Annotated in this window: 20 protein-coding genes; 14 read left to right on the top strand and 6 right to left on the bottom strand. The window is 69.5% G+C overall.

The window, feature by feature from the left end; translation table 11 throughout:
- The first annotated feature begins 52 nt into the window (after positions 1-52).
- Genes IWC96_RS02115 through IWC96_RS02095 form a run of 5 tightly spaced genes read left to right on the top strand, consistent with a single transcriptional unit; the run spans position 53 to position 7,604 of the window.
- A complete protein-coding gene (locus IWC96_RS02115; protein WP_196838279.1) occupies positions 53-1,468 on the top strand; it encodes a glucoamylase family protein in 1,416 nt (471 codons plus the stop codon).
- Positions 1,465-2,745: an extracellular solute-binding protein gene (locus IWC96_RS02110; protein ID WP_021696821.1), complete on the top strand. Its 1,281-nt coding sequence runs from the start codon at positions 1,465-1,467 to the stop codon at positions 2,743-2,745. The genes IWC96_RS02115 and IWC96_RS02110 overlap by 4 nt, the downstream gene beginning before the upstream one ends.
- Complete coding sequence (locus tag IWC96_RS02105) at positions 2,742-3,632, top strand: carbohydrate ABC transporter permease (RefSeq protein WP_021696822.1); 891 nt, start codon at positions 2,742-2,744, stop codon at positions 3,630-3,632. The genes IWC96_RS02110 and IWC96_RS02105 overlap by 4 nt, the downstream gene beginning before the upstream one ends.
- On the top strand, positions 3,629-4,450 hold the full coding sequence (locus tag IWC96_RS02100; RefSeq protein WP_196838278.1) for a carbohydrate ABC transporter permease: 822 nt from the start codon (positions 3,629-3,631) through the stop codon (positions 4,448-4,450). Before IWC96_RS02105 ends, IWC96_RS02100 begins: the two co-directional genes overlap by 4 nt.
- 19 nt (positions 4,451-4,469) lie before the next feature.
- Positions 4,470-7,604: a discoidin domain-containing protein gene (locus tag IWC96_RS02095; protein ID WP_021696824.1), complete on the top strand. Its 3,135-nt coding sequence runs from the start codon at positions 4,470-4,472 to the stop codon at positions 7,602-7,604.
- Here IWC96_RS02095 and IWC96_RS02090 read toward each other — a convergent pair.
- The 4 genes from IWC96_RS02090 to IWC96_RS02075 form a co-directional block, all read right to left on the bottom strand.
- The gene (locus tag IWC96_RS02090) at positions 7,596-8,687 is read right to left on the bottom strand and encodes an ABC transporter ATP-binding protein (protein ID WP_021696825.1); all 1,092 of its coding nucleotides are present in this window, start codon (positions 8,685-8,687) and stop codon (positions 7,596-7,598) included. The genes IWC96_RS02095 and IWC96_RS02090 overlap by 9 nt on opposite strands.
- Positions 8,688-8,744: 57 nt before the next feature.
- Positions 8,745-9,464, bottom strand: coding sequence for an SGNH/GDSL hydrolase family protein (locus tag IWC96_RS02085; protein WP_045318886.1), 720 nt, complete (start codon positions 9,462-9,464; stop codon positions 8,745-8,747).
- 224 nt (positions 9,465-9,688) lie between these two features.
- Positions 9,689-10,567: an SDR family NAD(P)-dependent oxidoreductase gene (locus tag IWC96_RS02080; protein WP_196838277.1), complete on the bottom strand. Its 879-nt coding sequence runs from the start codon at positions 10,565-10,567 to the stop codon at positions 9,689-9,691.
- Complete coding sequence (locus tag IWC96_RS02075; RefSeq protein WP_021696828.1) at positions 10,564-11,559, bottom strand: DUF1295 domain-containing protein; 996 nt, start codon at positions 11,557-11,559, stop codon at positions 10,564-10,566. Before IWC96_RS02075 ends, IWC96_RS02080 begins: the two co-directional genes overlap by 4 nt.
- 109 nt (positions 11,560-11,668) lie before the next feature.
- Here IWC96_RS02075 and IWC96_RS02070 point away from each other — a divergent pair, with 109 nt between their 5' ends.
- Positions 11,669-13,903, top strand: coding sequence for a TonB-dependent receptor (locus IWC96_RS02070; protein ID WP_021696829.1), 2,235 nt, complete (start codon positions 11,669-11,671; stop codon positions 13,901-13,903).
- A 60-nt stretch (positions 13,904-13,963) separates the two neighbouring features.
- Here IWC96_RS02070 and IWC96_RS02065 read toward each other — a convergent pair whose 3' ends face one another.
- Positions 13,964-14,944, bottom strand: a complete 981-nt coding sequence (locus IWC96_RS02065) for a helix-turn-helix domain-containing protein (RefSeq protein ID WP_021696830.1) — start codon at positions 14,942-14,944, stop codon at positions 13,964-13,966.
- Positions 14,945-15,053: 109 nt separating this feature from the next.
- On the opposite strand from IWC96_RS02065, the gene IWC96_RS02060 reads away from it, so the two are divergent.
- From IWC96_RS02060 to IWC96_RS02025, 8 genes are read left to right on the top strand one after another with little or no spacing between them, the layout of a single operon-like run.
- Entirely contained in the window at positions 15,054-16,523 is a 1,470-nt protein-coding gene (locus IWC96_RS02060) for a carotenoid oxygenase family protein (RefSeq protein ID WP_196838276.1), read from the top strand.
- A gap of 3 nt (positions 16,524-16,526) precedes the next feature.
- Complete coding sequence (locus IWC96_RS02055; RefSeq protein WP_196838275.1) at positions 16,527-17,675, top strand: acetyl-CoA C-acyltransferase; 1,149 nt, start codon at positions 16,527-16,529, stop codon at positions 17,673-17,675.
- Complete coding sequence (locus IWC96_RS02050; RefSeq protein WP_196838274.1) at positions 17,675-19,354, top strand: aldehyde dehydrogenase family protein; 1,680 nt, start codon at positions 17,675-17,677, stop codon at positions 19,352-19,354. Before IWC96_RS02055 ends, IWC96_RS02050 begins: the two co-directional genes overlap by 1 nt.
- The gene (locus IWC96_RS02045; RefSeq protein ID WP_021696835.1) at positions 19,351-20,577 is read left to right on the top strand and encodes a thiolase family protein; all 1,227 of its coding nucleotides are present in this window, start codon (positions 19,351-19,353) and stop codon (positions 20,575-20,577) included. Before IWC96_RS02050 ends, IWC96_RS02045 begins: the two co-directional genes overlap by 4 nt.
- The gene (locus IWC96_RS02040; RefSeq protein WP_021696836.1) at positions 20,574-22,040 is read left to right on the top strand and encodes a class I adenylate-forming enzyme family protein; all 1,467 of its coding nucleotides are present in this window, start codon (positions 20,574-20,576) and stop codon (positions 22,038-22,040) included. Before IWC96_RS02045 ends, IWC96_RS02040 begins: the two co-directional genes overlap by 4 nt.
- A 34-nt stretch (positions 22,041-22,074) precedes the next feature.
- A complete protein-coding gene (locus IWC96_RS02035) occupies positions 22,075-23,790 on the top strand; it encodes a class I adenylate-forming enzyme family protein (RefSeq protein ID WP_196838273.1) in 1,716 nt (571 codons plus the stop codon).
- Complete coding sequence (locus IWC96_RS02030; RefSeq protein ID WP_196838272.1) at positions 23,787-24,731, top strand: nitronate monooxygenase family protein; 945 nt, start codon at positions 23,787-23,789, stop codon at positions 24,729-24,731. Before IWC96_RS02035 ends, IWC96_RS02030 begins: the two co-directional genes overlap by 4 nt.
- Positions 24,728-25,204, top strand: coding sequence for a PaaI family thioesterase (locus tag IWC96_RS02025; RefSeq protein ID WP_021696839.1), 477 nt, complete (start codon positions 24,728-24,730; stop codon positions 25,202-25,204). The genes IWC96_RS02030 and IWC96_RS02025 overlap by 4 nt, the downstream gene beginning before the upstream one ends.
- Here IWC96_RS02025 and IWC96_RS02020 read toward each other — a convergent pair.
- Complete coding sequence (locus IWC96_RS02020) at positions 25,201-26,418, bottom strand: acetyl-CoA acetyltransferase (RefSeq protein ID WP_021696840.1); 1,218 nt, start codon at positions 26,416-26,418, stop codon at positions 25,201-25,203. The genes IWC96_RS02025 and IWC96_RS02020 overlap by 4 nt on opposite strands.
- Positions 26,419-26,420: the final 2 nt, after the last annotated feature.

Genomic DNA, 26,420 nt, shown 5'->3' with positions numbered 1-26,420 from the left:
CCCCGGGAGCGGCCGCTTTTTTTGCTATAGTATCGCGTAAGGAGGCTCCGCCTTGGACCGCCGTCGTTTCCTTTTGACCTCATGCGCCGCCGCCGGCGGCCTCTCGCTCACCGGGCTCGGCGCCTGCGCCTCCACCGGCCCGACGGGGGCGCTCGACCCCGAGATCGCCGAACTCCAGGAACGGACGTTCCGCTGGTTCTGGGACGTGACGCCCCATGCAACCGGACTGACGCCGGACCGCTGGCCGACGCCGTCTTTCTGTTCCGTCGCGGCGGTGGGCAGCGCCCTGACCGTCTATCCCATCGGCGTCGAGAACGGCTGGATCACGCGGGACCAGGCGCGCGAGCGGACCCTGAGCACCGTGCGCTTCTTCCACGACGCGCCGCAGGGGCCGCAGGCCACGGGGGTCTCGGGTCACAAGGGCTTCTTCTATCACTTCCTGGACATGCAGACGGGGCATCGCTTCGGCACGACCGAACTGTCCACCGTGGACACCGCCCTGCTGCTGGGCGGCATGCTGTTCGCGGCACGCTATTTCGACGGCGAGCACGCAGACGAGGTCGAGATCCGGCGGCTGGTCGAGGCGGTGTACGCCCGGGTCGAATGGCCCTGGGCCCAGGTGCGCGGCCACAAGATCAGCATGGGCTGGCACCCGGAGACCGGCTTCATCCCCCATGACTGGGACGGCTACAACGAGGGCATGCTGGTGATCCTGCTGGCCATGGCCAGCCCGACCCACCCGGTGGATCCGGCGGCGTGGGCGGCGTGGTGCTCCACCTACGACACCCTCAGCTGGACGGACCGCTGGGGTCAGCCCTACCTGCATTTCGCCCCGCTGTTCGGCCATCAGTACAGCCACATGTGGGTGGATTTCCGGGGCATCCTCGACCCCTACATGCGCGACAAGGGCTTCGACTATTTCGAGAACAGCCGCCGCGCCGCCTATGCGCAGCAGGCCTATGCACGGGCCAACACGGGGAACTGGACAGGCTATTCGGATCAGGTCTGGGGCCTGACCGCCTGCGACGGGCCCGGCGATTTCGTCCTGGACATCGCCGGACGCGAGCGTGAGTTCTTCAGCTATTCGGCGCGTGGACCGGGCGAGCGGGACGACGGGACCATCGCGCCGACCGCGGCGGCGGCCTCCATCGCCTTCGCGCCCGAGATTGTCATCCCCTGCGTCAAGGCCATGAAGGCCCGTTATCCGGCCATCTACACCCGCTACGGCTTCCTTGATGCATTCAACCCCACCCTGACCGAAACCGGCGGGAACGACCTGCTGCACGGCGACATTCATCCCGGCGTCGGCTGGATCGCCGACGACTATCTGGGCATCGACCAAGGGCCCATCGTCATCATGATCGAGAACCACAAGTCGGATCTGGTCTGGCGGCTGATGCGCACCGACCCGCACCTGCGCCGGGGCCTCGAGCGCGCCGGATTCAGCGGAGGCTGGCTGAGCGCATGACCGGGTCCGGCCTTCATCGACGCGCGGCGCTCGGCCTGATGGCCGGGGGTCTGGCCGCGTCGGCGGGGGCCTGCGCGGGGCCGAACGACGGAGTCACGCGCCTGACCCTGTGGGCCATGGGCAACGAGGGGGCGGCGACCCCCGCCCTGCTGGAGGAGTTCCACCGCCTGAACCCGGACGTGCGCGTCTCGGTTCAGGCCCTGCCCTGGACCGCCGCCCACGAGAAGCTGCTGACCGCCTATGCCGGCGACTCGCTGCCGGACGTCAGCCAGGTGGGCAACACCTGGATCGCCGAGATGACCGCCATCGGCGCGGCCACGCCGGTGCCCGCTGACGCCGACGACATCGTGGCGGGCGGGTTCGAAAGCGTCATGGAGACCAACCGCGTCGGCGGCCGGATGATGGGCGCGCCCTGGTACGTGGACACCCGGCTGGTGTTCTATCGCACAGACCTTCTGGCGCGCGCGGGCTATGACGCCGTGCCCCAGGACTGGGCGGGCTGGAAGCGCGCCATGCACGCGGTGAAGCGAACGGCCGGTGACGGAAATTACGCCATCCTCATGCCGGTCAACGAGTTCGAGCAACTGCTGACCTTCGGCCTTCAGACCGGTGAACCGTTGCTGCGTGACAACGACAGCCGGGGCAATTTCTCGAGCCCGGCCTTCGTCTCCGCCCTGGCCTTCTACAAGAGCCTGTTCGACGAGGGCCTGGCGCCCACCATGTCGGCCACGCAGATCTCCAACGTCTGGGACGAGTTCAGCCGGGGCTTCTTCAGCTTCTATTTCTCCGGCCCATGGAGCGTGGGTGACTTCCGCCGCCGTTTGTCCGACGCCATGCAGGCGAACTGGGCCACCGTCGGCGTGCCGGGCCCCGACGGACCGGGCGCCTCGGCGCCGGGCGGCTCCAGCCTGATCGTGTTCGACAGCTCGCCGCGCAAGGACGCCGCCTGGCGGCTGGTGCGGTATCTGTCGCAGGTGGACACCCAGGCGCGTTTCAACGCCCTGACCGGCAACCTGCCCGCCAAGGTCGAGGCCTGGGCGGCCGCCGGCATCCGCAGCGACGACAAGCTGGCGCCCTTCGAGGGCCAGCTTGAGCGCGCCGTGCCGGTGCCCAAGGCGCCCGAGTGGGAACGGGTGGTCACCGAGATGCAGGTGGTGGCCGAACGCATGGTGCGCGGCGAATACACGCCTGAAACGGCCGGCGCTGAGATCGACCGCCGCGCCGACCGGCTGCTGGAGAAGCGTCGCTGGATGCTGGATCAGGGGCGCGCGGCATGAGCGCGGCGCGGACCGAACGGGCGGCCTGGGGCTTCGTGTCGCCGGCGCTGGCGGCGGTGGGCCTGTTTCTTGTGATTCCGGTGTTCGGCGCCCTGCTGCTGAGCCTGACCGATTTCGACATCTACGCCCTGGCCGACATCCGCAACATGCGCTTCGTGGGGCTGGACAACTACGTCAACTTGCTGGGCAATCCGCTCTTCTGGACGGCCATGCGCAATACCGCCTGGTTCGCCGTTCTGGGCGTGCCGGCGACCATCGTGGCCTCGCTGCTGGCGGCGGTGCTGCTGAATTCGAAGATGGTGAAGTGGCGGCCCATCTGGCGGGTGGCGTTCTTCGCCCCCTATGTGACCACCCTCGTGGCCACGGCGGTGGTGTGGCGCTACCTGCTGCACACCCGCTACGGCGTCATCAACTGGGTGCTGGACGGGTTCGGCATCCCGCCGGTGGACTGGCTGGGCCAGCCGGAGACGGCCATTCCCGCCATCCTGATCTTCGCGGTGTGGAAGCTGTTCGGCTATTCCATGCTGATCTTCCTGGCCGTGCTGCAGACCGTGCCCGAGGAGCTCTACGAGGCCGCCCGCATCGACGGCGCCGGTCCGGTCAAACAGTTCCGCCATGTGACCCTGCCGGCCATCGCGCCGACCGTCCTGCTGGTCAGCATCATCTCGGTGGCCACCTTCTTCCAGCTGTTCGCCGAGCCCTATGTGATGACCCAGGGCGGCCCGGCCCAGAGCACGGTGACGGTGCTCTACTTCATGTACGAAGAGGGCTTCAAATGGTGGAACCTGGGTTCCGCCAGCGCCGTGGCCTTCATCCTGTTCCTGTGCATCTTCGCCATCACCCTGGTGCAGCTGTGGGTCTCGCGCCGTCTGGGGAGCGAGACATGAAGCACGCCCTGCCCAAGGTTCTGCTCAACATCGCGGTGGCCCTGATCGGCCTGATCGTGCTGTTCCCGCTGGCGTGGATGGTCTCGGTGTCGTTCATGAGCGCGGGCGAGGCGGCCACCTTCCCGCCGCCGCTGCTGCCGGCCCAGCCGACGCTGGAGCACTACCGCGACCTGTTCGCCAATCAGGGCATGGGGCGCTATCTGTGGAACAGCGTCGCCCTGGCCGGGCTGGCGACGGGGCTGTGCCTGCTGGTCACGGTGCCGGCGGGCTACGCCTTCGCCAAGCTGAGCTTCACCGGGCGCGACCGGCTGTTCCAGATGCTGGTGGGCGCCCTGGTGATCCCGGCCCAGATCGGCACCCTGCCCCTGTTCCTGATGCTCAAGCAGGTGGGGCTGGTGAACACCTACGCCGGGGCGCTGGTCCCGTGGCTGACGTCGATCTTCGGCCTGTTCCTGGTGCGCCAGTACGCCCTGTCGATTCCGGACGAGATGCTGGAGGCCGCGCGGGTGGACGGCGCCTCGGAGCGCCAGATTTTCACCCGCGTGGTGCTGCCGACGCTGCAGCCGATTCTGGTGACCCTGGCCCTGTTCGTGTTCGTGGGGTCGTGGAACGACTTCCTGTGGCCCCTGATCATCCTGACGGACCAGTCGAACTACACCCTGCCCGTGGCGCTGGCGACGCTGTCGCGGGAGCACGTGCAGGACATCGAGATGATGATGGCCGGATCGGTCATCACCGTCCTGCCCGTCCTGATCCTCTTCCTCGCCCTGCAACGCTACTACATCCGCGGCATGCTCGCGGGGAGCGTGAAGGGCTGACCCTGTGAGTGCGTAAGCCATGCTGACCCGTCTTCTGATCGCCCTGTTCGTCCTGATCCTGCCCGGCGCCGCCATGGCGCAGGAGACCGTGCTGGACGATTTCGAGGACATCTCGGCCTGGAGCGCGGACGCCTCAACCGACATCAGCGCCCGGGTCAGCCAGGTGGACGGCTACGACGGGCACGCCCTGCGGCTGGACTATGATTTCAACGATGTGTCCGGCTACGCCTTCGCGGCGCGCCCGCTCGTCATCGCCCCCCCCGCCAACTACGAGATCAGCTTCCGGGTGCGCGGCGCGGGGCCCGCCAACACCTTCGAGGTCAAGTTCACGGACGCCTCGGTGGACAATGTCCACTGGCGTCAGGTCACCCGTTGGGAAGCGCCCGACGACTGGACCCTGGTCACCATCCGCCGCCGGCACATCGTCAAGGCGTGGGGCCCGAACCCCGACCCCGTCTATCGCGGATCGGAGCGCATCGAGTTCGTCATCGCCGCGGGCGAAGGCGGCGTGGGCTTCATCGAGGTGGATCAGCTGACCCTGCTTGAACTGCCGCCCGAGCCGTCGTCGCCGCCCCGGCCCATCGCCGCCGCCACCTCCGAAGCCGGCGTGTTCGCCGCCGGACAGGCGGTGGACGGCGACCCCGAGACCCCGTGGCGCAGCGCGGCGGTCGGGGCCCAGGGCCTGACGCTTGATCTGGGCTATGAGCGCGAGTTCGGGGGCGTGACCCTGCGGTGGGCCGAAGACGAACAGGCGACCCGTTACACCGTCTCGACCTCGTCGGACGGGCGGCGCTGGACCCGGCTGCGCGAGGTGACCGGGGGCAACGGCGGGGCCGACCCGATCCTGCTGACCGAGACCGCCGCACGCTGGCTGCGGCTGGACCTGATGGACGGGCCGGGCGAGGCCTACGCCCTGAACGAGATCGAGATCGAACCCCTGAGCTTCGGCGAGGACGCCACCAGCTTCGTCACGGCGGTGGCCGAGGAGGCGCGGCGGGGCCTGTATCCGCGCGGTTTCCACGGCGAGCAGCCCTACTGGACGCTGGTGGGTGTGGACGGCGGCGGCGACAGCGGTCTGATGGGCGAGGACGGCGCCATCGAGTTGGGCCGCGGCGGGCCCTCGGTGGAGCCCTTCGTGGTGGAGAACGGTCGGCTGATCACCTGGGCGGACGTGGGCGTGGCCCAGAGCCTGATGGACGATTATCTGCCCATCCCGTCCGTGCGCTGGACCGCCGAGGACTGGACGCTGGACGTCACCGCCATGGCCGAGGGCGCGCCGGAGCAGGCCGCACTGTACGGCCGCTATGTGCTGACCAACATCTCCAACCGGACGCTGGACCTGACCCTGGCGCTGGCGGCTCGACCTCTGCAGGTGAACGGCCCGGTGCAGTTCCTGTCCACGCCGGGCGGGGTCAGCCCCGTGACGCGCATCGACTGGGACGGCCGGCGCCTGCGCCTCGGCGAGGCCTTCGCCGTGACGCCCCTGTCGGCGCCGGACGCGGTGACGGCCGCCACCTTCGACGCGGGCGCCGATCCGCAGAGCCTGATCGCCTCGGGTCGCGAGGCGTCCCATTCGGTTCAGGACGATACCGGCCTCGCGGCCGCCGCCATGACCTGGCGCGTGACGCTGGCGCCGGGCGAAAGCCGCGTGGTCGGCTGGGCCGCGCCGCTGGAGGGCGCCCTGCCCGCCCTGACCGGCGCGCCGGAGGCGGTGCTGGACGGCGTGGAGCAGCGTACCGCCGCCGTCTGGCGCGAGAAGCTGGACCGCTTCGACATCACCGTGCCCGACGAGGGACAGCGCATCGTCGACACCATGCGCTCCTCGCTGGCCCATATCCTGATGTCGCGCGACGGGCCCAACCTGAAGCCGGGCACCCGCTCCTACAATCGCTCGTGGATCCGGGACGGCGCCATGATCGCCGAAGGGCTGAACCGGCTGGGCTGGGTCGATGTGTCGGCGGACTATCTGCGCTGGTTCACGCCCTACATCTTCAGCGACGGCAAGGTGCCGTGCTGCGTCGACGCGCGCGGCGCCGACCCGGTGCCGGAGAACGACAGCCACGGCGAGTTCATCTTCCTGGCCGCCGAGACCTATCGCTACAACGGCGACCTCGACCTGCTGCGGTCGGTGTGGCCGCAGGTGCGCGGCGCCATCGGCTATATGGACCAGTTGCGCGCCTCGGAGCGGACGGCGGAGAACCGGACGCCGGAGCGGCGCCATCTGTACGGCCTGCTGCCGCCGACCATCAGCCACGAGGGCTATTCGGACCAGCCGGCCTATTCCTACTGGGACGATTTCTGGGGTCTGCTGGGCTACAAGGACGCGGTGTTCATCGCCGAGGCGCTCGGCGAGACCGAAGCGGCGGCCCGCATCGCCGCGGCGCGCGATGAGTTCGCGGGGGACCTGCACGCCTCCATCCGCGCCACGGCCGATCACCATGGCATCGACTTCATCGCCGGGGCGGCGGACCGGGGGGACTTCGATCCCACCTCCACCACCATTGGGCTGTCGCCGGGCGGGGAGCAGGCGCGGCTGGACCCTGCCCTGCTGGCCAACACCTTCGAGCGCTACTGGACGGAATTCGAGCAGCGGATCGAGAACCGCCGCGACTGGGACGACTACACCCCCTACGAGTTGCGCAACGTCGGGGCCTTCGTGCGGCTGGGGCAGCGGGAGCGGGCGCTGGCGGCGCTGGACTTCTTCTTCGGCGACGTGCGGCCCCGGGCCTGGAACGGCTGGGCCGAGGTGGTGGTGCGCGACAAGCGCGAGCCGCGCTTCATCGGCGACATGCCCCACGCCTGGATCAGCTCGGACTACATCCGCTCGGCGCTGGACCTGTTCGTGCACGACCGGGGCGAGGCCCTGGTGCTGGCGGCAGGCGTGCCCGGCCGCTGGCTGGACGACCCGGCGGGCGTGGGGGTCAGAGATGTGCGCACGCCCTGGGGCGCCATGACCTGGGCCCTGACGCCGTCGCAGGGCGGCTGGACCCTGACGCTGGACGGCGACGCGGCGCCGCCTGCGGGCTTCGTTCTGTCCTGGCCATCGGATGCGCCCGCGCCGGGCCGCACGGTCATCGATAGCGAACCGGTCACATGGGACGGGCTGAACCTGACCATCCCCGCCAACGCCCGGCGGGTTGAGATCTTACGCTAGCCGCTGGAACGCCTGCCCGTCCGCGTCGAACAGATGGGCCTGGGCGCGGGGCACATGGACCGTCAGGGCCTCGCCCGCCTTCGGCCGCACATCGCCGGGCAGCTGGCAGGTGATGCCGTCTGCGGCCGCGTCATGGGCCAGATAGGCATAGGTGGCGTGGCCCAGGGTCTCGACGAAATCGGCGCGGGCGGTCAGGGCGTTGTCGCCCCCGGTCAGGGTCAGGTGTTCAGGCCGCACGCCCAGGGTGACGGGGTCGCCGGGCTTCGCGCGCGCGGCGTCCACCGCCACGGTCAAGGCCTCGCCCGCCGCCGTGCGCACCATGGCGCCGCCGGCTGAGGCCTCCACCACTTCGGCCGTGAGGAAGTTCATGCGCGGGCTGCCGATGAATCCGGCCACGAACAGATTGTCCGGATGCTCGTACAGGTCCATGGGCGCGCCCACCTGCTCGATGCGTCCCGCCGACAGCACCACGATGCGGTCGGCCAGGGTCATGGCCTCCACCTGGTCGTGGGTGACGTAGATCATGGTGGTCTTCAGTTCGCCGTGCAGTCGGGCGAACTCGTAGCGCATGCGCACGCGCAGGGCGGCGTCCAGGTTGGACAGGGGTTCGTCGAACAGGAAGACCTGGGGCTCGCGCACGATGGCCCGGCCGATGGCGACGCGCTGGCGCTGCCCGCCGGACAGCTGCTTGGGCTTGCGGTCCAGCAGGTCGGTGATGGTCAGCACCTCGGCCGCCGCGTTGACCCGGCGGTCGACCTCGGCCTTGTCGGTCTTCGCCAGCTTGAGGCCGAAGCCCATGTTCTGGCGCACGGTCATGTGGGGGTAGAGGGCGTAGGACTGGAACACCATGGCGATGCCGCGGTCCGCCGGGGCCTCGCCGCTGACGTTGCGGTCGCCGATCAGGACGTCGCCGCCGGTCAGGTCCTCCAGCCCCGCGATCAGGCGAAGCAGCGTGGACTTGCCACAGCCCGACGGGCCGACAAAGACCACGAACTCGCCGTCCTCGATGGTGAGGTCCACGCCCCGGATCACCTCCGTGGCGCCGAAGTTCTTCCTGACCCCTTCGAGGGTGACATTCGCCATTGTTTCTCTTGTCCGTGAGCGTTTCCGGGCCTCAAGGTAAACGTTTACATCGAGGGGTCAACGCAAGGCGCCGGCCAGGCTTTCGGCGGTCAGTTCGGCCCAGCAGGCATAGCCCGCGTCATTCAGATGCAGCCCGTCCGGCCCGACGCCGCCGTTGTCCACGTCGGCCCAGCCGGTCATGGTCTCGAACCGGTTGAACACCCCGTAGCCGACGCGGCCCGCCTCCAGCGCGGTCAGGGCGGCGAAGGCGCCGAGCGCCGGGTTGCGGCCCCGGATGAAGTCCAGGTCGCGGTCCTCGGGCACCCGCTGGGAATCGATCACGATCACGTCCGCCTCGCTCTCGGACAACAGATCCTGACCCGCACGGAAGTCCGTCAGGAAGGCGTCCTCGGTCCGGTCCTGAAGCACGTCATTGGCGCCCAGCTGCCACAGGATCAGGTCGGGGTCGGCCGCCTCGATTTCGGCGGGAAACCGCGCGGCGGTCTGGCCCGCGTTCTCGCCGCCGATGCCCCGGTTTACGACCGTGACCTCGACGCCCGGCAAGCGCGCTTCCAGTCCGCGCTCAAGCAGCGGCACGAAGCTCAGGTCCGGCGCCGAAGCCCCTATGCCCTCAATGCTGGACGACCCCATGGCCAGGATGGTCAGGCGCCCGTCCGCAACCGCGGCGCGGGCGGCATCCAGCGGGCGGTTCAGCGTCAGAAAATCGGCGTCGGGCGGGCACTGGGCCATCGCCGGCGTCGCGGCGGCGGACATCACGAGCGCGAGAAGGATACGCATGGGGAAAGCCTCTTACTGTGGTCACCCTGCTCGAAGGGTCACCGTTCGTGAATGACGACGTCGATGCCAGTCTGCAACCGGCAGGCACAAGTCGGTACTGGACTGACAGCACCCCTTTTCCATTGCTCACGCCCGGCCTGCGAAACGTCGCCGGGTCCGGTATCCAGGTCAACGGGATGTCGTGCGAACCGCCTATGATGAAGGCGGCGGGCGGCCGGGACCGTCTAGCCGCCCGCCATCAGATGCGCGAAGGCGGCCATGCCCTCCGGGTAGTCGCGCCAGCCCTCGCGGGCCTTGAGAGCATCCACCCGCGCGGTCAGGTCGTCGGGCCCGAAGCCGTCGGGCAGCCACTGGGCCTCGCCCTCCACGCGGGCGGCGAGGCGCACGCCGCCGGCGCCCGTGGTGACGGTCTCGCCGGTCAGCGGACAGTCGGGCGACATGAGCCAGCTGGCCACGGGGGCGACCCGCTCGGGGGACAGGCGGGCGGCCTGCTCGGGCGACAGGTATTCGCCGGTCATGCCGGTGTCGGCGAAAGGGGCGATGGCGTTGGCGGCGACGTTGCGGCTGGCCCCTTCCAGGGCGATGACGCGCATCAGGCCGATCAGGCCGGCCTTTGACGCCGAATACGCCGCCATGCCGTGAACCCCGTGCAGCCCGGCGGTGGACGTGGACACCAGAATCCGGCCGCCGCCCCTCTCGCGCATGTGCCTGTAGATGGGCAGGGTCGGAGTCAGGGTGCCGAAGAAATTGACCTCGAAATTGGCGCGGAATTCCTCGGCGGTCTGTTTGTGCAGGGTCGAGGCCTCGGGCGCGCCGGCGTTGTTCAGCAGGCCGTCGATGCGGCCGAAGGCGTCGAGCGCCGCCGCCAGCAGGCGCTCGCCGGAGTCCGCCTCCTCCACCGCTACGGGCGCGGCGACGGCGCGGCCGCCCCGGGCCTCGATCTCGGCCACCACAGCCTCGGCCGAGCCGGGCGCATCGGCGGGGCGGGGCCGGGTGTTGACCACCACCCGGGCGCCGCGCGCCGCCAGATCGAGGGCATAGGCGCGGCCAAGGCCCCTGCCCGCCCCGGTGACGACGATGACGCGATCCTTCAGGGCGCTCATGACGGTTTCCTCAGAGTGTCGGCGGCGCGGGCGCGCGGCCAGGGCAGGAAGCGGGGCGTGCGGGCGCAGTAGGCGGTCCAGGCTTCGCCGCGGGTGCGGGCCATGTGCGCCTCCTTGAACGGCGCGGCGGAAGCGTAGCCCATGAACCAGCCGGTGAAGAGCGGCGCGAACAGGGTGATCCAGCCCCACGGATGGGCCAGGGCGAACACGAACCACGCGGCCCACATCACCGTCTCGCCCAGATAGTTGGGATGCCGCACCAAGGCCCACACCCCGGTGTCCAGCAGGCGGCCGCGGTTGGCGGTGTCCGCCTTGAAGGCCGCCAGTTGCCGGTCAGCGAGGGTCTGTAGCGTGAAGCCGCCCAGCCAGACGGCGACGCCCGCGATGGCGAAGCCCCAGCGGGTGGTCCCGGAAACACTCTCCGGGACGGTCAGGGCGAAGACGATGGGCGCCGACCACAGCCAGAGGGTCACGCCCTGAAGCAGGTGCACCTGAAAGGCGCTCCACCACAGCCATCGTGACCCGTGGCGGGCCCGCCAGTGGGCGTAGGGCTGGCGCTCGGCGCCCATGTTGTGGCCCCAGGTCTGGATGATCAGCCGCCCGGCCCCGATCACCAGAAACACTATGAGCAGCAGGTCGGGTCCTGTGAGCGCGCGCCCTGAAGCCGCCAGGGTCAGGACCGCCACGGCCGCCGCCGCAGCGGGATAGCAGATGTCCATGACGCCGTGATTCCGGGCCAGAGTTCCCCACAGCCAGGCCACGGCCATCACGCCCAGCACCCCTGCCCCGCCAGGCAGAATCCAGATGTGGAGACTGTCGCGCAGGGCGGATTCCGGAGCGACCGCCGCCAGGCCGATGAACGCCAGTGGTGCGGCGGCGAGGCCGTAGTGCCAGGCCCGCCCGCGCGTCCCCGCCGGGATCAGGGCCAGCCACAGGACAGCCATGGCCGCCCATAAAACGCCGACCACGCCCATGGATGAAATGTCCGTCATTCGTCGCCCTCAATCACGCTTGCGTAAAAAGACTTGCAAAACTGGTTCATTAGCGCAAGCTACTCCTGCAACGAGCCCGTAAAGGGCCGAACACACCGGAGGGAATGTCTTGACCAGCATCAATATGCGCGGTTCGTCCTGGCGTCGGCGTCTGGCCGGCGTGTCGACGGCGGCCCTGGCCGTGACGGCCGGATTCGCCGCCCCGGCCGTCGCGCAACAGACCGAGCAGGCCCAGCCGGGCTCTGTCACGCTCGACGAAATCATCATCACCGCCCAGCGTCGGGAACAGGGCCTTCAGGAAGTGCCCATCGCCGTCACAGCCTTCAGTCAGGAGATGCTGGAGCGCACGGCCGCGACCGGTCTTCAGGACGTCGCGGGCAAGGCCCCGGGCGTCACCATGACCCAGTTCAACGTTGGCGAGCCGCAGATCTTCGTGCGCGGCGTCGGCACCACCAGCGACTCCGCCGCCAGCGACCCGTCCATCGGCGTGTCCATCGACGAGGTCTCCATCGGCCGCGCGGGCGCCAGCGCCCTGGCCTTCATGGATGTGCAACGAGTGGAAATCCTGCGCGGGCCCCAGGGCACGCTGTATGGACGCAACGCCTCGGGCGGGGCGCTGAACGTCTATACGAACCGGCCTGACTTCGCGCCCTTCGGCCAGTTGACGGCCCGGTATGGCAGCTTCAACGAGATGGGCCTGGAAGGCGTGTTCAATGGCGAGATCGCCGAGGACACCGCGGGCCGTATCGCCTTCCGCTTCAGCACCAACGACGGCTACGCCGAGAACGTGCTCACGGGCGCGGACCTGCATGGCGGGACGTCCTTCGGCCTGCGCGGCCAGGTTCTGCGCGAGGCCGGGAACTGGAGCTTCCTGGCAGGCTTCGACGGCAGCATGGAGGAGATGGACGGCCAGGCGCGCATTCCGGTCACCGTCGCCACGACCCCCGCGCCTTTCGTCGCCGTCATCAACAACCTGCGCGCCGGCCTCGACATCCGCGAGACCCTGAACCCGGACGCCACCTATCAGAACCGCACCAACTGGGGCATCACCGGCCGGGCGGAATGGCAGGGCGACAATTTCGGCTTCGTATCCCTGACCTCCTATCGCGACAACGACTACGACTGGCGCGACAATCTGGGCGGCCTGACCTATCCGGCCTTCCCCCTGCGGGTGGACAATCGAGCCGAAGAACAGGCCGACCAGTTCAGCCAGGAGTTCCGCTTCGTTTCGGCGGCGGATTCCAACATCAACTGGGTGGCGGGCGTCTATCTCTTCCGTGAGAACGTGGTCCGCACCGAGCGCTTCATTGTGGAGACCGCCCTGCCCATCGCCCCGCCCATTTTCGGCGGCGACACCACCTTCTTCCAGGATGCCACCAACACCAGCTATGCGGTGTTCGGTCAGGCGGCGATCCCCTTCGCGAGCATCTGGGAGCTGACCCTGGGCGCCCGCTGGACCCACGACGAGCGCGAAGTCCATCAGGTGGCTATCGACAACGACCTTGGTCTGAACGGGCCGCCGGGCATCCCCCTGGGACCGACGGGATCACCCTATGACGTCAGCGCCAGCACCACCTTCGAGGAGCCCACCTGGCGGGTCGCCCTGTCGGTGGAGCCCCTGCCGGACGTGCGCTTCTATGCGAGCTACGACCGGGGCTACAAGGCCGGCGCCTATATCAGCGCGGCCCAGACCGGCGCCCAGGCTGTGCAGCCGCTGAGCTCGGAACTGCTGGACAACTACGAGATCGGCGCCAAGACCACGGTGTTTGACGGACGGCTGCGCTTCAATGCGGCGGCGTTCCGGCTGGACTACACCGACCTGCAGGTCAATGAGCTGGCCGGACTGAACCTGGTCGCCTCCAACGCCCAGGCCGAGGTTGAGGGCTTCGAGATCGAGACGGCCCTGGCCGTCACCTCCGCCATCACCATCGGAGGATCGTACACCAGCCTGGACGCCCAGTTCACCTCGGACGCGATCTCGGCGGGCGGCACGCTGCCCTATGAGGGCAACATCCTGCCGCGTTCTCCGGAGAGCCAGTACACCCTCTACGCCGACGGTGAATGGCGTGTGGGGCAAGGCACCCTGGCCACGCGCATCGATTACCAATGGACGGACGACTACTTCTTTGACCCGTCCAACAACCCCGAGGTGCTGATCCCCTCCTACGGCCTGCTGAGCGCCTTCGCGTCCTGGGAGACGGACAACGGCTTCAAGGTGTCGGTCTACGGCAAAAACCTGACCGACGAGGAGTACCGCAACCACGTCATCAAGAACGTGGGCGTCGGCTTCAGCGTGTTCGGGCCGCCGCGCTCGTTCGGCATCGCCTTGAGCCGTACGTTCTGAGGTCACATCGAGACTGAAACCAGGCCGTCGCCGCATCCCCGCGGCGGCGGCCTTTTCGCGTCAGGGGGCGCCGCCCTTAGGCGCGGCTTCACGCTCGACTTCCCAGCGCACCCGACGCGGGTCGATGGCCCGGCCCGTCGACCGGTCGCAGACCACCGGCGAAAGAATCTCCCCCGTCGTCCTGCTCTTGAGCCGCAGGGGCGGGCTTTCATCCGGATACAGCCAGCGCTCGCTCCAGCCGTGCATGGCCAGAACGATGGGGTACATGTCGCGCCCGGCCTCGGTCAGGCGGTATTCGTAACGCACGGGCGCGTCCTGATAGGGTTTGCGCTCCAGCACCCCGTGCAGCACCAGACGCGACAGCCGGTCCGCCAGAATATTGGTGGCGACGCCCAGGGCGGCGTGAATCTCGTCAAAGCGACGCAGACGGAAATAGGCCGCCGACAGCACGGCCCAGCTCCAATAGTCGCCCATGATGTCGGTGGAGCGGTCGATGATGGGCCGGTCCGTCTCGATGGGCTGCGAGCGGCGTCTGCGCGAGGTCGGCGGGGCGATCGGCGTCATGGGCGCCGTGACCGCCCAGACCACATTGTCGATCCCCGCCGGGGTCCCATGCTCATAGCCCAGCACCACCGGCTCGAGCCGGTCTCCGGTCTGGCGGTCATAGAAGCGCAAGGCATAGCGCTCCTGCAGCGGCGAGCGGGCCCATTTCCGTTCCCACTGTCCCTGCATGACCGCCACGCCGAACATGTCCAGCCCCATGGCGGTGAGGCGGTACTCCAGCCTCGCCCCGCCTTCGGCCACAGGCCGGGTTTCGAGCATTCCGGCGGCCGTCAGGCGTTGCAGGCGGTCAGCCAGAACGCTGCGCGGCGCGCCGAGCTGATCGCGCCAGGCGCTGAAGCGGCGCACGCCGTAGAACGCCTCGCGCAGGATCAATTGGGTCCAGGCGTCGCCGGTGATGGCGAAGGCCCGCGCCACCGGATTGCCCATGATCAGGGCCCGCATGTCCGGCTCGTCCGCACGCTCTTCACTGGTCTGCATATCTCCCTCTACTCCAATTCGCGGCGGGGTCGAGGCGTGACGCCAACGCTTGCGTTAAGCGACCAAATGTCCGAAGGTCTGTTCTGAAAAGTTTCTGGAGGCAATTGCCATGGCCGACGACGCCGCCGCCGCACGCCGTATCGAAACCGGGCCGCTGAGCCCGCTGAATACGCTCAACCCCTATATCCAGGGCGCCTATGAGCCGGTCTCACGTGAGACCACGGCCATCGACCTGCCTGTGATCGGGGAAATCCCGCAGGATCTGCACGGCGCCTTCTATCGAAACGGGCCGAATCCCGCCCAGGCGCCCCAGGGCATGCACCACTGGTTCGACGGCGACGGCATGGTCCACGCCGTCTGGTTCGAGAACGGCAAGGCCGAGTACCGCAACCGCTACGTCCGCTCGGCGGACCATGTGGCGGACCTCAACGGCGGCTGCGGCGCGGGCGGGGTGATGGAGCCCTCCACCCGCGCCGATCCGTCGTCCACGCGCGGCGACAAGGTCTACAAGGACACGGCCAACACCGATCTGGTGCTGCACAACGGGTCGCTGATGGCGCTGTGGTACATCTCGGGCCATCCGGTGCGCATCGACGCGCGGACCCTGGAGACCATCGGGACCGAGACCTTCGGCGGAGCCCTGTCGCGCCACGTCTCCGCCCACTCCAAGGTGGATCCGAAGACCGGCGAGTTCGTGTTCTTCGACTATTCGCTCTACGAACCCTGGATGACCTTCGGCGTGGTCAGCCCGACCAATGAGCTGACCCATTTCGCCCGCGTCGAGCTGCCGGGACCGCGCCTGCCCCACGACATGGGTCTGACCGAGAACTACGTCATCCTGCACGACCTGCCGGTGGTGTTCACCGACGGCGGGCTGAAGCGCAGCACCTGGAACATCCATTTCGCCGACCAGCCGGCCCGCTTCGGCGTGGTCCCGCGCAACGGCTCGGGGGATCAGGTCCGCTGGTTCGAGACCGACAGCTGCTACATCTATCACGTGGTGAACGCCTGGGAGGACGGCGACGAGGTGGTCATGACCGCCTGCATGATGACGCCCAACGGCTTCCCGCCGAACCCGGAGTACGGCCCCTACGCCGCCATGGTGAACGTGCTGGCCCTGCACGCCGTGCCGGTGGAATGGCGCATGAACATGAAGACCGGCGAGGTGAAGAAGCGCCAGCTGGACGACCGCATCGGCGAGTTCCCGGTGGTCAATCTGGACTATGCCTCGCGGCCCACGAAGTGGTCCTATCACGTGGCCATGGCGCCCAGGGAGCTGCAGAGCTTCAAGGGCCTCATCAAGTACGACCTCGAGACCGGCGCCGCGCGGACCTGGGACTACCAGCCGTCGCAGTTCGGCTCCGAGCCCGCCTTCGCCCCGCGCGTCGGCGCGACGGCCGAGGACGACGGCTATGTCATCGCCTTCGTGACCGACGCCGAGACCGGCAAGTCCGAGGTGCAGGTGATCGATGCGCAGAACATGGAGGCCGGGCCGGTGGCGCGGGTCATCCTGCCGGTGCGTGTGCCCGCGGGCTTCCATGGCACCTGGGCGCGCGGCGACCAGCTGAAGGCCGCCTGATTGATGAACGCCTACATCCACGACGCCGTCCGCACGCCCCGCGCCAGGGCCCGCCCCGACGGCGGGCTGGCGGCGCTGAAGCCCCACGAACTGATCGGCGGACTGATCGACGCCATCGAGACCCGCGGCCATGACGCCCGCGGAGCCGAGGCGCTGATCGTCGGCTGTGTCGGACAGGTTGGCGCCCAGGGCGCCAATGTGGCGCTGGTGTCCAAGCTGCACGCCGGCCTGCCGGACGAAACGGCGGCGTGGAGCATCAACAACTATTGCGTGTCGGGTCTGACCGCCATCGGACAGGCCGCCGACATGGTCCAGACCGGCCGCGCCCGCTCGGTGCTGGCGGGCGGGGTCGAGATGATGTCGCGCGTGCCGTTCATGGGCGACCGCGCCGACTATTACGCCGACGCGTCCTTCCCGGCCCGCACCCGCTATCTGCCGGTGGCCGTCGCCGCCGACCGGCTGGCCGAGGATGCGGGCGTGTCCCGAGCCGAGATGGATCAGGCGGCGCTGGTCTCCCAGTCCCGCACGGTCGACGCCGAAGGCGGCCCGCTGGTCGCCTCGCGCATCGCGCTGAACGGGCTGAACAGCGACGAATGCGCCCGGCCGACGACGCTGGAGAAACTGGGCAAGCTGCCCGCCGCCTTCGCCGAGATGGCCGCGCCCTATGCGGACGCCCTGGAAGGCCGGGCCATCGATCATCGACACACCGTGGCCCACGCCCCGCCCATGGCCGACGGCGCCGGGCTGACGCTGGTCTCGTCCGAGACCGAGGGCGCCCGGGCGCGCATCGTGGCCCATGTGGAGGTCGGCGGCGATCCGGCCGCCTCCCTGACCGCAGGCTTCACCGCCATGGACCGGGTGCTGGAGCGGGCGGGCCTGACCCTGTCCGACATGGACCGCATCGAGTTCATGGAGGCCTTCGCCGTCACCATCGTCACCTTCCTGCGTGAGCGGGACGTGGATCCGGACAAGGTCAATGTAGGCGGCGGCCACCTGGCCAAGGGGCACCCCATGGGGGCCACGGGCGCCATCCTGCTGTCGTCGCTGCTGGACGCGCTGGACGCGTGCGAGGGCCGCTATGGCCTGGTGGTCGCGGCGGGCGCGCAAGGAGTCGGCTCGGCCATGATCGTCGAGCGCATGGGAGGCCGCTGATGGACGCCCGCTCGCCCGCGCCCCGCGACGCCGTCGTGGCCCGTCACGCGGACCTGATCGAAAGCGCGCTGGACGCCATCCGCACCCGCCGCGCCTGGTCGCCGTTCAAGGACTCGCCCTCGACGAAGATCCACGGCCCGGACAAGCCGGTGGCCGGAAAGGCCGCCTTCGAGGCGCAGCTGGGCCAGCGGTTCGCGCTGGATCTGCCGGGCGTCACCGAGTGGGTCGGGGCCGAGGTCTCACCCTATACGCAGCAGCCGTTGGGCGTCACCTATCCGGTCAGCACGCCAGAGGCCCTGATCGCGGCGGCGCAGGCCGCCATGCCGGACTGGGCCGCCGTCTCGCCCGACCTGCGCGCGGCGCTATGCGTCGAGATGGCGGTGCGGCTCTACGACGTCAATTTCGAGATGGCCCACGGCGTCATGCACGTAGCGGGGCAAAGCTACACCCAGGCCTTCAGCGGCTCGGGGCCCAATGCGCTGGACCGGGGCATCGAGGCCCTGGCCTATGCGGTCAAGGCCATGCGCGACGTGGCGCCGAACGGCCGCTACGAGCGCGACTTCGCGGGCGAGCGGGTGGTTCTGGACAAGACCTATTCCATCGTCCCGCGCGGCGTCGGTCTGGTCATCTGTTGCGCCAGTTTCCCCACCTGGAACGCCTATCCGGCCATGTTCGCCAGCCTCGCAACGGGCAACCCGGTGATCGTCAAGCCGCACCCCATCGCCGTGCTGCCCATGGCCATCGTGGTGCGCGAATGCCGCCGGGTGCTGGCGGACCACGGCTTTGATCCCAACCTCGTCACCCTGGCCGTGGACACGCTTGAGGCGCCCGTGGCCCAGCATCTGGTGGACCACCCGGCGGTGCAGATCGTCGATTTCACCGGCAGCCCCCGCTACGGCGGCCATCTGGAGCGCACGGTGACCGGCAAGCTGCTGTTCACCGAGACAGCGGGGGTCAACACCGTGGTGGTGGAGTCCGCCGGGGACATGGACGCCGCCGCCCGCGCCATCGCCCGCGCCTCGTGCCTGTTCTCGGCCCAGATGTGCACCAGCCCGCAGGTGATCTATGTGCGCCCGGATCTCGCCGACGCCTTCGGGCAGGCGCTGGTGGAGCAGATCGACGCCATCGCCGGCGATCCGGCGCTGGCCGCAGGGATCATGGGTGCCATCCAGGGCGCGGTCAGCCTGAAGGCCGTGGCTGATGTGCGCGCCGCCCTCGACCAGCATCCGAAGGCCCGCGTGCTGCGCGAGGCCGCGCCCTACGTCCACCCGCAGTTCCCCGAGGCGCGCACCCTGACGCCGCTGGTGGTCGCGGTCGACGGGTCAGACCCCGCCCTCTACGCCGAGGAACATTTCGGGCCGGTGCTGTTCGTCGTGCGCATGGACGGCGATGCGGCGGTGGCCGAGGCGACCCGGCTGGCCCGCGAACATGGCTCGATCTCGTCCTATCTGTACTCCACCGACGAGGCCTTCATCGACCGCGCGACGCCGCTGTACGAGCAGGCGGGCGCCAATCTGACCGTCAATCTGACCGGCGCCATGTGGATCAATTTCGCAGCCGCCTACAGCGACTATCATGTCTCGGGGCTGAACCCGGCGGGCAACGCCTGTCTGGCCGACCTCGCCTTCGTCGCCTCCCGCTTCCGCATCGTCCAGCGGCGTCGCCCGGCGGCGGCATGACAGCGGATGTCTTCATCGCCGGGGTCGGCATGACGGCGCTGGGCAAGCGGCTGGATCAGAGCGTCAAATCACTGACCGCCAAGGCGGTGCAGGCCGCCCTGACCGACGCGGGCGCGGAAACCGCCCACATCCAGGCCGCCTGGTTCGCCAATACGCGCCAGCCCATGCTGGAGGGCCAGAACACCGTGCGCGGCCAGATCGCCCTGCGTCCGCTGGGCCTGACCGGCATCCCGGTGATCAACGTTGAAAACGCCTGCGCCTCGGGCTCCACCGCCCTGTGGCTGGCCATGCAGTGGCTGCGGTCGGGCGCCGGCGACATCGCCCTGGTCGCAGGGGCCGAGAAGATGGTCTGGCCCGACCGCCCGGAGCGGGTGGCTGCGGCCTTTGCGGGCGGGACAGACATCCACGACCGCGACGGCGTGCTGGCCTACATCCGCGAGATGGGCGGCGAGGAGCCGGGCGAGGGCCGCAGCCTGTTCATGGATCTGTACGCCGCCCAGGCTCGCGCCCACATGGCCCGGCACGGCACGACCCAGGCCGACTTCGCCCATGCGGCGGCCAAGAACCACGCGGCGGGCGCCCTGAACCCGCTGGCCCAATACCGCACCCCCATGACCGCGGAGCAGGTGCTGGCCGACAAGCCTATTGTCTTCCCCTTCACCCGCGCCATGTGCGCGCCCGTCAGCGACGGGGCGGCGGCCATGGTGGTGTGCAACAGGGCCGGGCTGAAGCGGCTCGGCGCCGCCGCGCGGGCCGTGCGGGTGCGAGGCTGCGCCCTCGTCAGCGCCTCGGCGCGCGAGGCGGCGGACATGGACAACCACATCGGCCGTCGCGCGGCGCTGGCGGCCTGGGAGCAGGCCGGCGTCGGACCGGACGACATCGACGCGGTGGAGGTCCACGACGCCACCAGCTACGCCGAAATCCAGCAGATCGAGAACCTGGGTCTGGCCCGGCCGGGGACCGCGGGCGAGCGGCTGCGGCGGGGGGACTTCGCCCTGGGCGGCCGCACCCCGGTCAACGCCTCGGGCGGTCTGGTGGCCAAGGGCCATCCGGTGGGCGCCACGGGCATCATCCAGCTGCACGACCTGACCCGCCAGCTGCGGGGCGAGGCCGGGGCGGCCCAGATCGAGGGCGCGCGCATGGCCGCGGCCGAGAACGGCGGCGGCTTTCTGGGCGTCGAGGAGGCGGCCACCGTGGTCACTGTTCTGGAGCGCGCCGCATGAACCCGGTCGGCGTGATCTATGACGGCTGGCGCGCGCGGGCCGACCGCCCTGCCCTGATCGACGGCGACCGGATCGTCACCCATGGCGAGCTCATCGCGCGAGTGGACGCCCTGGCTGCCGACCTCCACCGCCGGGGGCTGGACCGGGGCCGCCGCATCGGTCTGTGCGCGGCCAACAGCTGGCGTCATGTGGTCGCCTATCTGGCCATCCTGCGCGCGGGCGCCGTCTGGGTTCCGCTGAACCCCCGCAACGGCCCCGGCCTGAACGCGGACCTCCAGCGCCGCGCCGAGCTGGACATGCTGTTCGTCGATCAGCCCTCGCGGGAGCAGATCGCGCCCTGCGCCCGCCGTCTGGAGCTGGAAAACTGGGTCGACGCGGTCGAGCCCGGCTCGCCACCCGCCATCGACCACGACCCGGACGGCGTCTTCGCTATCAAGTTCACGGGCGGCTCGACCGGCAAGCCCAAGGGCGTGGTGCAGAGCCGGCGCAGCGCCATGGCGGCCCTGCGGTCCATGCAGGCCTATTACGGCTTCACCGCCGACGATGTGAATCTGGCGGTCGCGCCCCTGACCCACGGCTCGTCCCACTATGTGCTGCCGGTGCTGGCGGTGGGCGGGGCCCATGTGCTGATGGCCCAGCCGGACCGGGCGGCCATGCTGGACGAACTGAAGCACCGGGTCACCGTGGCCTTCATGCCGCCGACCCTGATCTATCTGCTGATGGAGGAGGCCGCTTTCGGGCCGGGGGACTTCACGGCCCTGCGCCACCTGACCTGGTCCGCCGCCCCCATGCCGCCTGCCCGCATCGAACAGGCGGTCGCGCGCTTCGGCCCGGTGCTGGGCGCCCTGTTCGGTCAGACCGAGGCGCCCATGACCATCGCCGCCCTGACGCCTGAACAGGTGGCGCGGCCGGAGCTGCGCGGCGCCGCAGGCTATCCCTTCCCCGACACGCCCGTCCGCGTGCTGACCGCCGGGGGCGATGTGGCGGACCAGGGCGAGGGCGAGATCCTGGTGGGCGGCGATCTGGCCGACACCGCCTATCTGGACGATCCAGACGCCACGGACGAGGCCCGCCAGGACGGCTGGCTCAGGACCGGCGATCTGGGACGGCTGGAAGCCGACGGCCTGCTGACCATTCTCGGCCGGTCGCGCGAGATGATCATCTCGGGCGGGTACAACATCTATCCCGCCGAGGTGGAGGCGGCCCTGGGCGCCCATCCGGCGGTGCGCGAGGCCTGCGCCTTCGGCGTGGAGGACCCGGTGTGGGGCGAACGGCTGGAGGCCGCCGTGGCCTACGATCCCGCCCTTGCCGACGAGGCCGCCCTCATCGACCATGTGCGCCGGACCATCGGCCCGGTGCGCACCCCCAAGACGCTGCATCCGCTGGCCGCCCTGCCCCGCAATCCGGTGGGCAAGGTGGTGCGCGGGGATGTGAGAACCCTGATCTACCCGGCGCCTCAATGACCGGGAGACAAAACGAGAGACGGAGGAAAACGCCATGATCGTCGTGCCGCAGGATCGCATACGCGACTACCGCGCAAAGGGCTGGTGGGGTGACGACACCCTGGACGACCTGTTCCGCCGCCATCTGAAGGCTCATCCCGATGCCGAGGCCCTGATCGATCCGTTCAACGCCGCCGACATCATGGGCGGCCAGCCGGAGCGCCTGACCTGGGCCGAGGCGGACGCGTCGGTCGACCGGCTGGCGGCGGTGTTCCATGCCCACGGCCTGAAGAAGGACGACGTGCTGGTCGTCCAGCTGCCCAACATCAATGACCTGAGCCTGACCTATCTGGCGGCGGCGCGGCTGGGGATCATCGTCTCGCCCGCCCCGGTGCAATACCGCGAGAGCGAGTTGGGCTACATCGTCGGCAAGACCGACGCCGTGGCCGCCCTGACCACCGACCGCATCGGCAAGCACGCTCACGGCGACATGCTGATGACCGTGGCCGGCCGCTCGCCCGCCCTGAAGCATGTGTTCGTCATGGGCGAGACCTGCCCCGCCGGCGCCATCGATCTGGAGCCGCTGCTGGACGCGGTGACGCCGAAACAGATGAAGGCCGCCCGCGACGCCATGAAGACGGCGAAGATCAGCGCCGACGACGTCTTCACCATCTGCTGGACCTCCGGCACCGAGGCCCAGCCCAAGGGGGTGCCGCGCAGCCACAACGAGTGGATCATCATGGGCGCGGGGGTGGTGGACGCCGCCGACCTGGGCCATGGCGCGCGCATCCTGAATCCGTTTCCCATGGTCAACATGGCGGGAATCTCCACCGGCTTCGTCAGCTGGCTGCTGACCGGAGGGGTGCTGATCCAGCACCACCCGTTCGACCTGCAGGTGCTGCTGAAGCAGATGCGCGACGAGACCATCGACTACACCGTCGCCCCGCCCGCCGTGCTGAACCTGCTGCTGCAGAACGAGGCCCTGCTGGCGGGCATCGACTTCAAGCGGCTGAAGGCCATCGGCTCCGGCTCGGCGCCCCTGTCGCCGTGGATGGTCAAGACCTTCCACGAGAAATACGGCGTCCAGATCGTCAACTATTTCGGCTCCAACGAGGGCTGTTCGTTCCCCAGCGCCTGGCAGGACGTGCCCGACCCGGCGGAGCGGGCCGTGCTGTTCCCGCGCTTCGGCGAGGGCCTGCGCTGGAAAGCCATGCTGCACGACCGCATCTCCACCCGTCTGGTGGACCCCGAGACCGAGGAGGAGATCCGCGAACCCGGCCGTCCCGGCGAGCTGCGCATGAAGGGGGCGACGGTGTTCTCGGGCTACTGGCGCGCGCCGGAGGTCAATGAGCGGGCGTTCGACGCCGACGGCTGGTTCCGCTCCGGCGACCTGTTCGAGCTGGCGGGCGAGGACAACCGCTTCATCCGCTTCGTGGGCCGGCTGAAGGACATCATCATCCGCGGCGGCATGAACATCTCGTCCGAGGAGATCGAGGGCCACCTGATGGGCCACCCCGCCATCGCCGAGGCCGCCGTTGTGGGCGCGCCCGACGAGCGGCTGGGCGAGCGCCTGTGCGCCTTCGTGGTGTTCCGCCCCGACCAGAGCGCCGACATGGCCGGGATCAACCGCTATCTGACTGAAGAGAAACAGGTGGCCGTCTACAAACAGATCGAGCGGCTGGAGATCATCGACGCCCTGCCGCGCAACCCGGTCGGCAAGGTCCTCAAACGGGATCTGCGCGACCGTCTTGGAGAAACAGCTCAAGCATGAGTTCCGCCTTCCCCCAGTCCATGCGGCTGCCCGTCATCGCCGCGCCCATGTTCCTGGTCTCCGGGCCGGAGCTGGTCATCGCCGCCTGCAAGGCGGGGATCGGCGGCGCGTTCCCGACGCCCAACTGTCGGACGCCCGAGGATCTGGACCGCTGGATGGACCAGATCACAAGCGCGCTTAAGCCCGGCGACGGGCCGTGGATCGCCAATCTGATCACCCACTCCACCAACCCCAGGCTGGCCGACGACCTGGCCATGGTGGCGCGCTACAAGCCGCCCATCGTCATCACCGCCCTGGGGTCGCCCAAGCCGGTGATGGAGACGGTCAAGGGCTACGGCGGCATGGTCTTCGCCGACGTGGTCAACATGAAGCTGGCCCGAAAGGCCGCCGAGGCGGGCGTGGATGGTCTGGCCTGCATCAGCGCGGGGGCGGGCGGGCACACCGGCCACCTGTCGCCCTTCGCCTTCGTCTCGGCGGTGCGCGAGTTCTTCGACGGCTATCTGACCATCGGCGGCGGCATCGCCGACGGCGCGGGGGTGGCGGGCGCCATCGCGGCGGGGGCGGACATGGTCTACATGGGCACCCGGTTCCTGGCCACGCGCGAGAGCCTGGCCCAGGACGCCTACAAGCAGATGGTGGTGGACTGCGACGCCGACGACCTGATCGTCTCGCCCGCCGTCACCGGCACCGACGCCTCCTGGCTCAAGCCCAGCCTCAAGGCCGCGGGCCTCGACCCCGACGCCATGGGCGGCGCCATCCAGCGCGACTATTCCGGCGGCCAGAGCACCAAACGCTGGAAGGACATCTGGGCCGCCGGCCAGGGCGTGGGCCGCATCGAGGCTGTGGAGTCCACCGCCGAGGTGGTGGCGCGGCTGGAGCGCGAATACCGCGCGGCGGCCGACCGCTTCATCCGACTGAACAGCCGGGCGGCGGCGGCGTGAGCGAGCCGTCCCCGTCCCTCGCCTCGCGCTTCCAGCTGGACCCGGCCGCCGACGGGCTCGAGCTGGCGCGGCGCTGGGCCGAGGCGCGTTTCGCGGGGGGCTTCGCCGAGCGGCTGCGCGCCTGGCCGGTCCAGGTGGAGCGGGGCCGCATGGTGATCCGCTGCGATCTGGATCCCGGTCACGCCAATTTCGTCGGACTGGTCCACGGCGGGGTGACGGCGGCGCTGGTGGACATCGCCGGGGGCGGGGTGGCCATGACCCTGCTGAAGCCGGGGGAGCACCTGCTGTCGACTGATCTAAGTCTGCGCTTCCTGAACGCGGCTCCCATCGAGGCGGATCATCTGATCGCCGAGGCGCGCGCCGCCTATGCCGACCCGCGCAAGGTGGTGACCGAGGTGACGGTGTCCTTGCCCGACGGCCGCGCGGTGGCCCACGGCACCGCCGCCGTCTCGATCCGAAGGCGCGAGAACTAGACGCCGATCACAAGGCTGACGGTGGTGGTGGTCGACCCGCCGATGTTCAGGGTCTGGACGGTGCTGGCGCCCTCAACCTGATAGGCCCCCGCCGTCCCCGTCGTCTGCTTGAACGCGTCCAGGGCCATGCGCACGCCCGTCGCGCCCACCGGGTGGCCGCAGCCTATCAGGCCGCCGGAGGGGTTGATGGGCAGCCGCCCGCCGATCTCGATATCCCCCGCCTCAATGGCCTTCCACGCCTCGCCCGGCGCGGTCAGGCCCAGATGGTCGATGGCCATGTATTCGGTCATGGAGAAACAGTCGTGGGTCTCCACCGCATCGATGGAGTCCAATGACATTCCGGCCCGTGCGCGGGCCTCGTCGATGGCGCGCTTCACCTGCGGGAAGACGTAAGCCTCATCGGCGCTGGCGGCGATCTTGCGGGCGTAGCTGATGGGCGCGTTGCGATGGCCCCAGCCCTTGATGCGCGGCAGGGACTCCAGCGCGATCCCGCGGCGGCGTGCGTAGTCCGCCGCCCGCTCGGCCGAGGCCAGAACCACCATGGCGCCGCCGTCGGTCACCTGACCGCAGTCAGTCTTGCGCACCCGCCCCTCGATCACCGGATTGGCCTCGTCGTCATTGGCGAAGGCCGCGTCGGGGAAGACATACTCCCGGGTCTGGGCGTTGGGATTCAGCCGGGCGTTGGCGAAATTGATCTGGGCGATGCGTCGCAGGTGCGCCTCGTTGATGCCGTAGCGGCGGTCGTATTCCTCGGTCAGGTCAGAAAAGGCGCGCGGCCAGACATAGCGCGCATCCTGATACTCGTGGCCCGCCCAGGCCGCGGCACCCAGATGCTCGGCCGCCGTCTGGCCCGGAACATTGCGCATCAGCTCCAGCCCCAGCACGGCGGCGGTTCCGTAGCGGCCGGACTCGATGTCCGCCATGGCCGCCAGGATGGCCAGCGAGCCCGAGGCGCAGGCCCCCTCGTGGCGCGAGGCCGGCATGCCGTCGAACCGCTGGTCTGACAGGGCGAAGAAGCCGCCCAGCATGCCTTGGCCCGCGAACAGGTCGCCGACGAAATTGCCCACATGGCCCACGTCGATGTCGCCGGGCTCCAGTTCCGTCGCCTCCAGCCCGCCGGTCAGGGTTTCGGCGAACCCGTCGGCGATCTCCATGCCCTCGCGGACCCAGTTGCGCTTGAAGTCCGACTGCCAGCCGCCGAGAATATAGACCATCG

The sequence above is a fragment of the Brevundimonas sp. BAL450 genome (genome assembly GCF_015767455.1).
Classification (GTDB): Bacteria; Pseudomonadota; Alphaproteobacteria; order Caulobacterales; family Caulobacteraceae; genus Brevundimonas; species Brevundimonas abyssalis.
This window is presented reverse-complemented; position numbering and strand designations above follow the sequence as displayed.

Coding starts and splice junctions, on each gene's coding strand:
- IWC96_RS02110 (WP_021696821.1), top strand. CDS start 1,465: ATGACCGGGTCCGGCCTTCATCGACGCGCGGCGCTCGGCCTGATGGCC.
- IWC96_RS02105 (WP_021696822.1), top strand. CDS start 2,742: ATGAGCGCGGCGCGGACCGAACGGGCGGCCTGGGGCTTCGTGTCGCCG.
- IWC96_RS02100 (WP_196838278.1), top strand. CDS start 3,629: ATGAAGCACGCCCTGCCCAAGGTTCTGCTCAACATCGCGGTGGCCCTG.
- IWC96_RS02095 (WP_021696824.1), top strand. CDS start 4,470: ATGCTGACCCGTCTTCTGATCGCCCTGTTCGTCCTGATCCTGCCCGGC.
- IWC96_RS02090 (WP_021696825.1), bottom strand. CDS start 8,687: ATGGCGAATGTCACCCTCGAAGGGGTCAGGAAGAACTTCGGCGCCACG.
- IWC96_RS02085 (WP_045318886.1), bottom strand. CDS start 9,464: ATGCGTATCCTTCTCGCGCTCGTGATGTCCGCCGCCGCGACGCCGGCG.
- IWC96_RS02080 (WP_196838277.1), bottom strand. CDS start 10,567: ATGAGCGCCCTGAAGGATCGCGTCATCGTCGTCACCGGGGCGGGCAGG.
- IWC96_RS02075 (WP_021696828.1), bottom strand. CDS start 11,559: ATGACGGACATTTCATCCATGGGCGTGGTCGGCGTTTTATGGGCGGCC.
- IWC96_RS02065 (WP_021696830.1), bottom strand. CDS start 14,944: ATGCAGACCAGTGAAGAGCGTGCGGACGAGCCGGACATGCGGGCCCTG.
- IWC96_RS02060 (WP_196838276.1), top strand. CDS start 15,054: ATGGCCGACGACGCCGCCGCCGCACGCCGTATCGAAACCGGGCCGCTG.
- IWC96_RS02055 (WP_196838275.1), top strand. CDS start 16,527: ATGAACGCCTACATCCACGACGCCGTCCGCACGCCCCGCGCCAGGGCC.
- IWC96_RS02050 (WP_196838274.1), top strand. CDS start 17,675: ATGGACGCCCGCTCGCCCGCGCCCCGCGACGCCGTCGTGGCCCGTCAC.
- IWC96_RS02045 (WP_021696835.1), top strand. CDS start 19,351: ATGACAGCGGATGTCTTCATCGCCGGGGTCGGCATGACGGCGCTGGGC.
- IWC96_RS02040 (WP_021696836.1), top strand. CDS start 20,574: ATGAACCCGGTCGGCGTGATCTATGACGGCTGGCGCGCGCGGGCCGAC.
- IWC96_RS02035 (WP_196838273.1), top strand. CDS start 22,075: ATGATCGTCGTGCCGCAGGATCGCATACGCGACTACCGCGCAAAGGGC.
- IWC96_RS02030 (WP_196838272.1), top strand. CDS start 23,787: ATGAGTTCCGCCTTCCCCCAGTCCATGCGGCTGCCCGTCATCGCCGCG.
- IWC96_RS02020 (WP_021696840.1), bottom strand. CDS start 26,418: ATGGTCTATATTCTCGGCGGCTGGCAGTCGGACTTCAAGCGCAACTGG.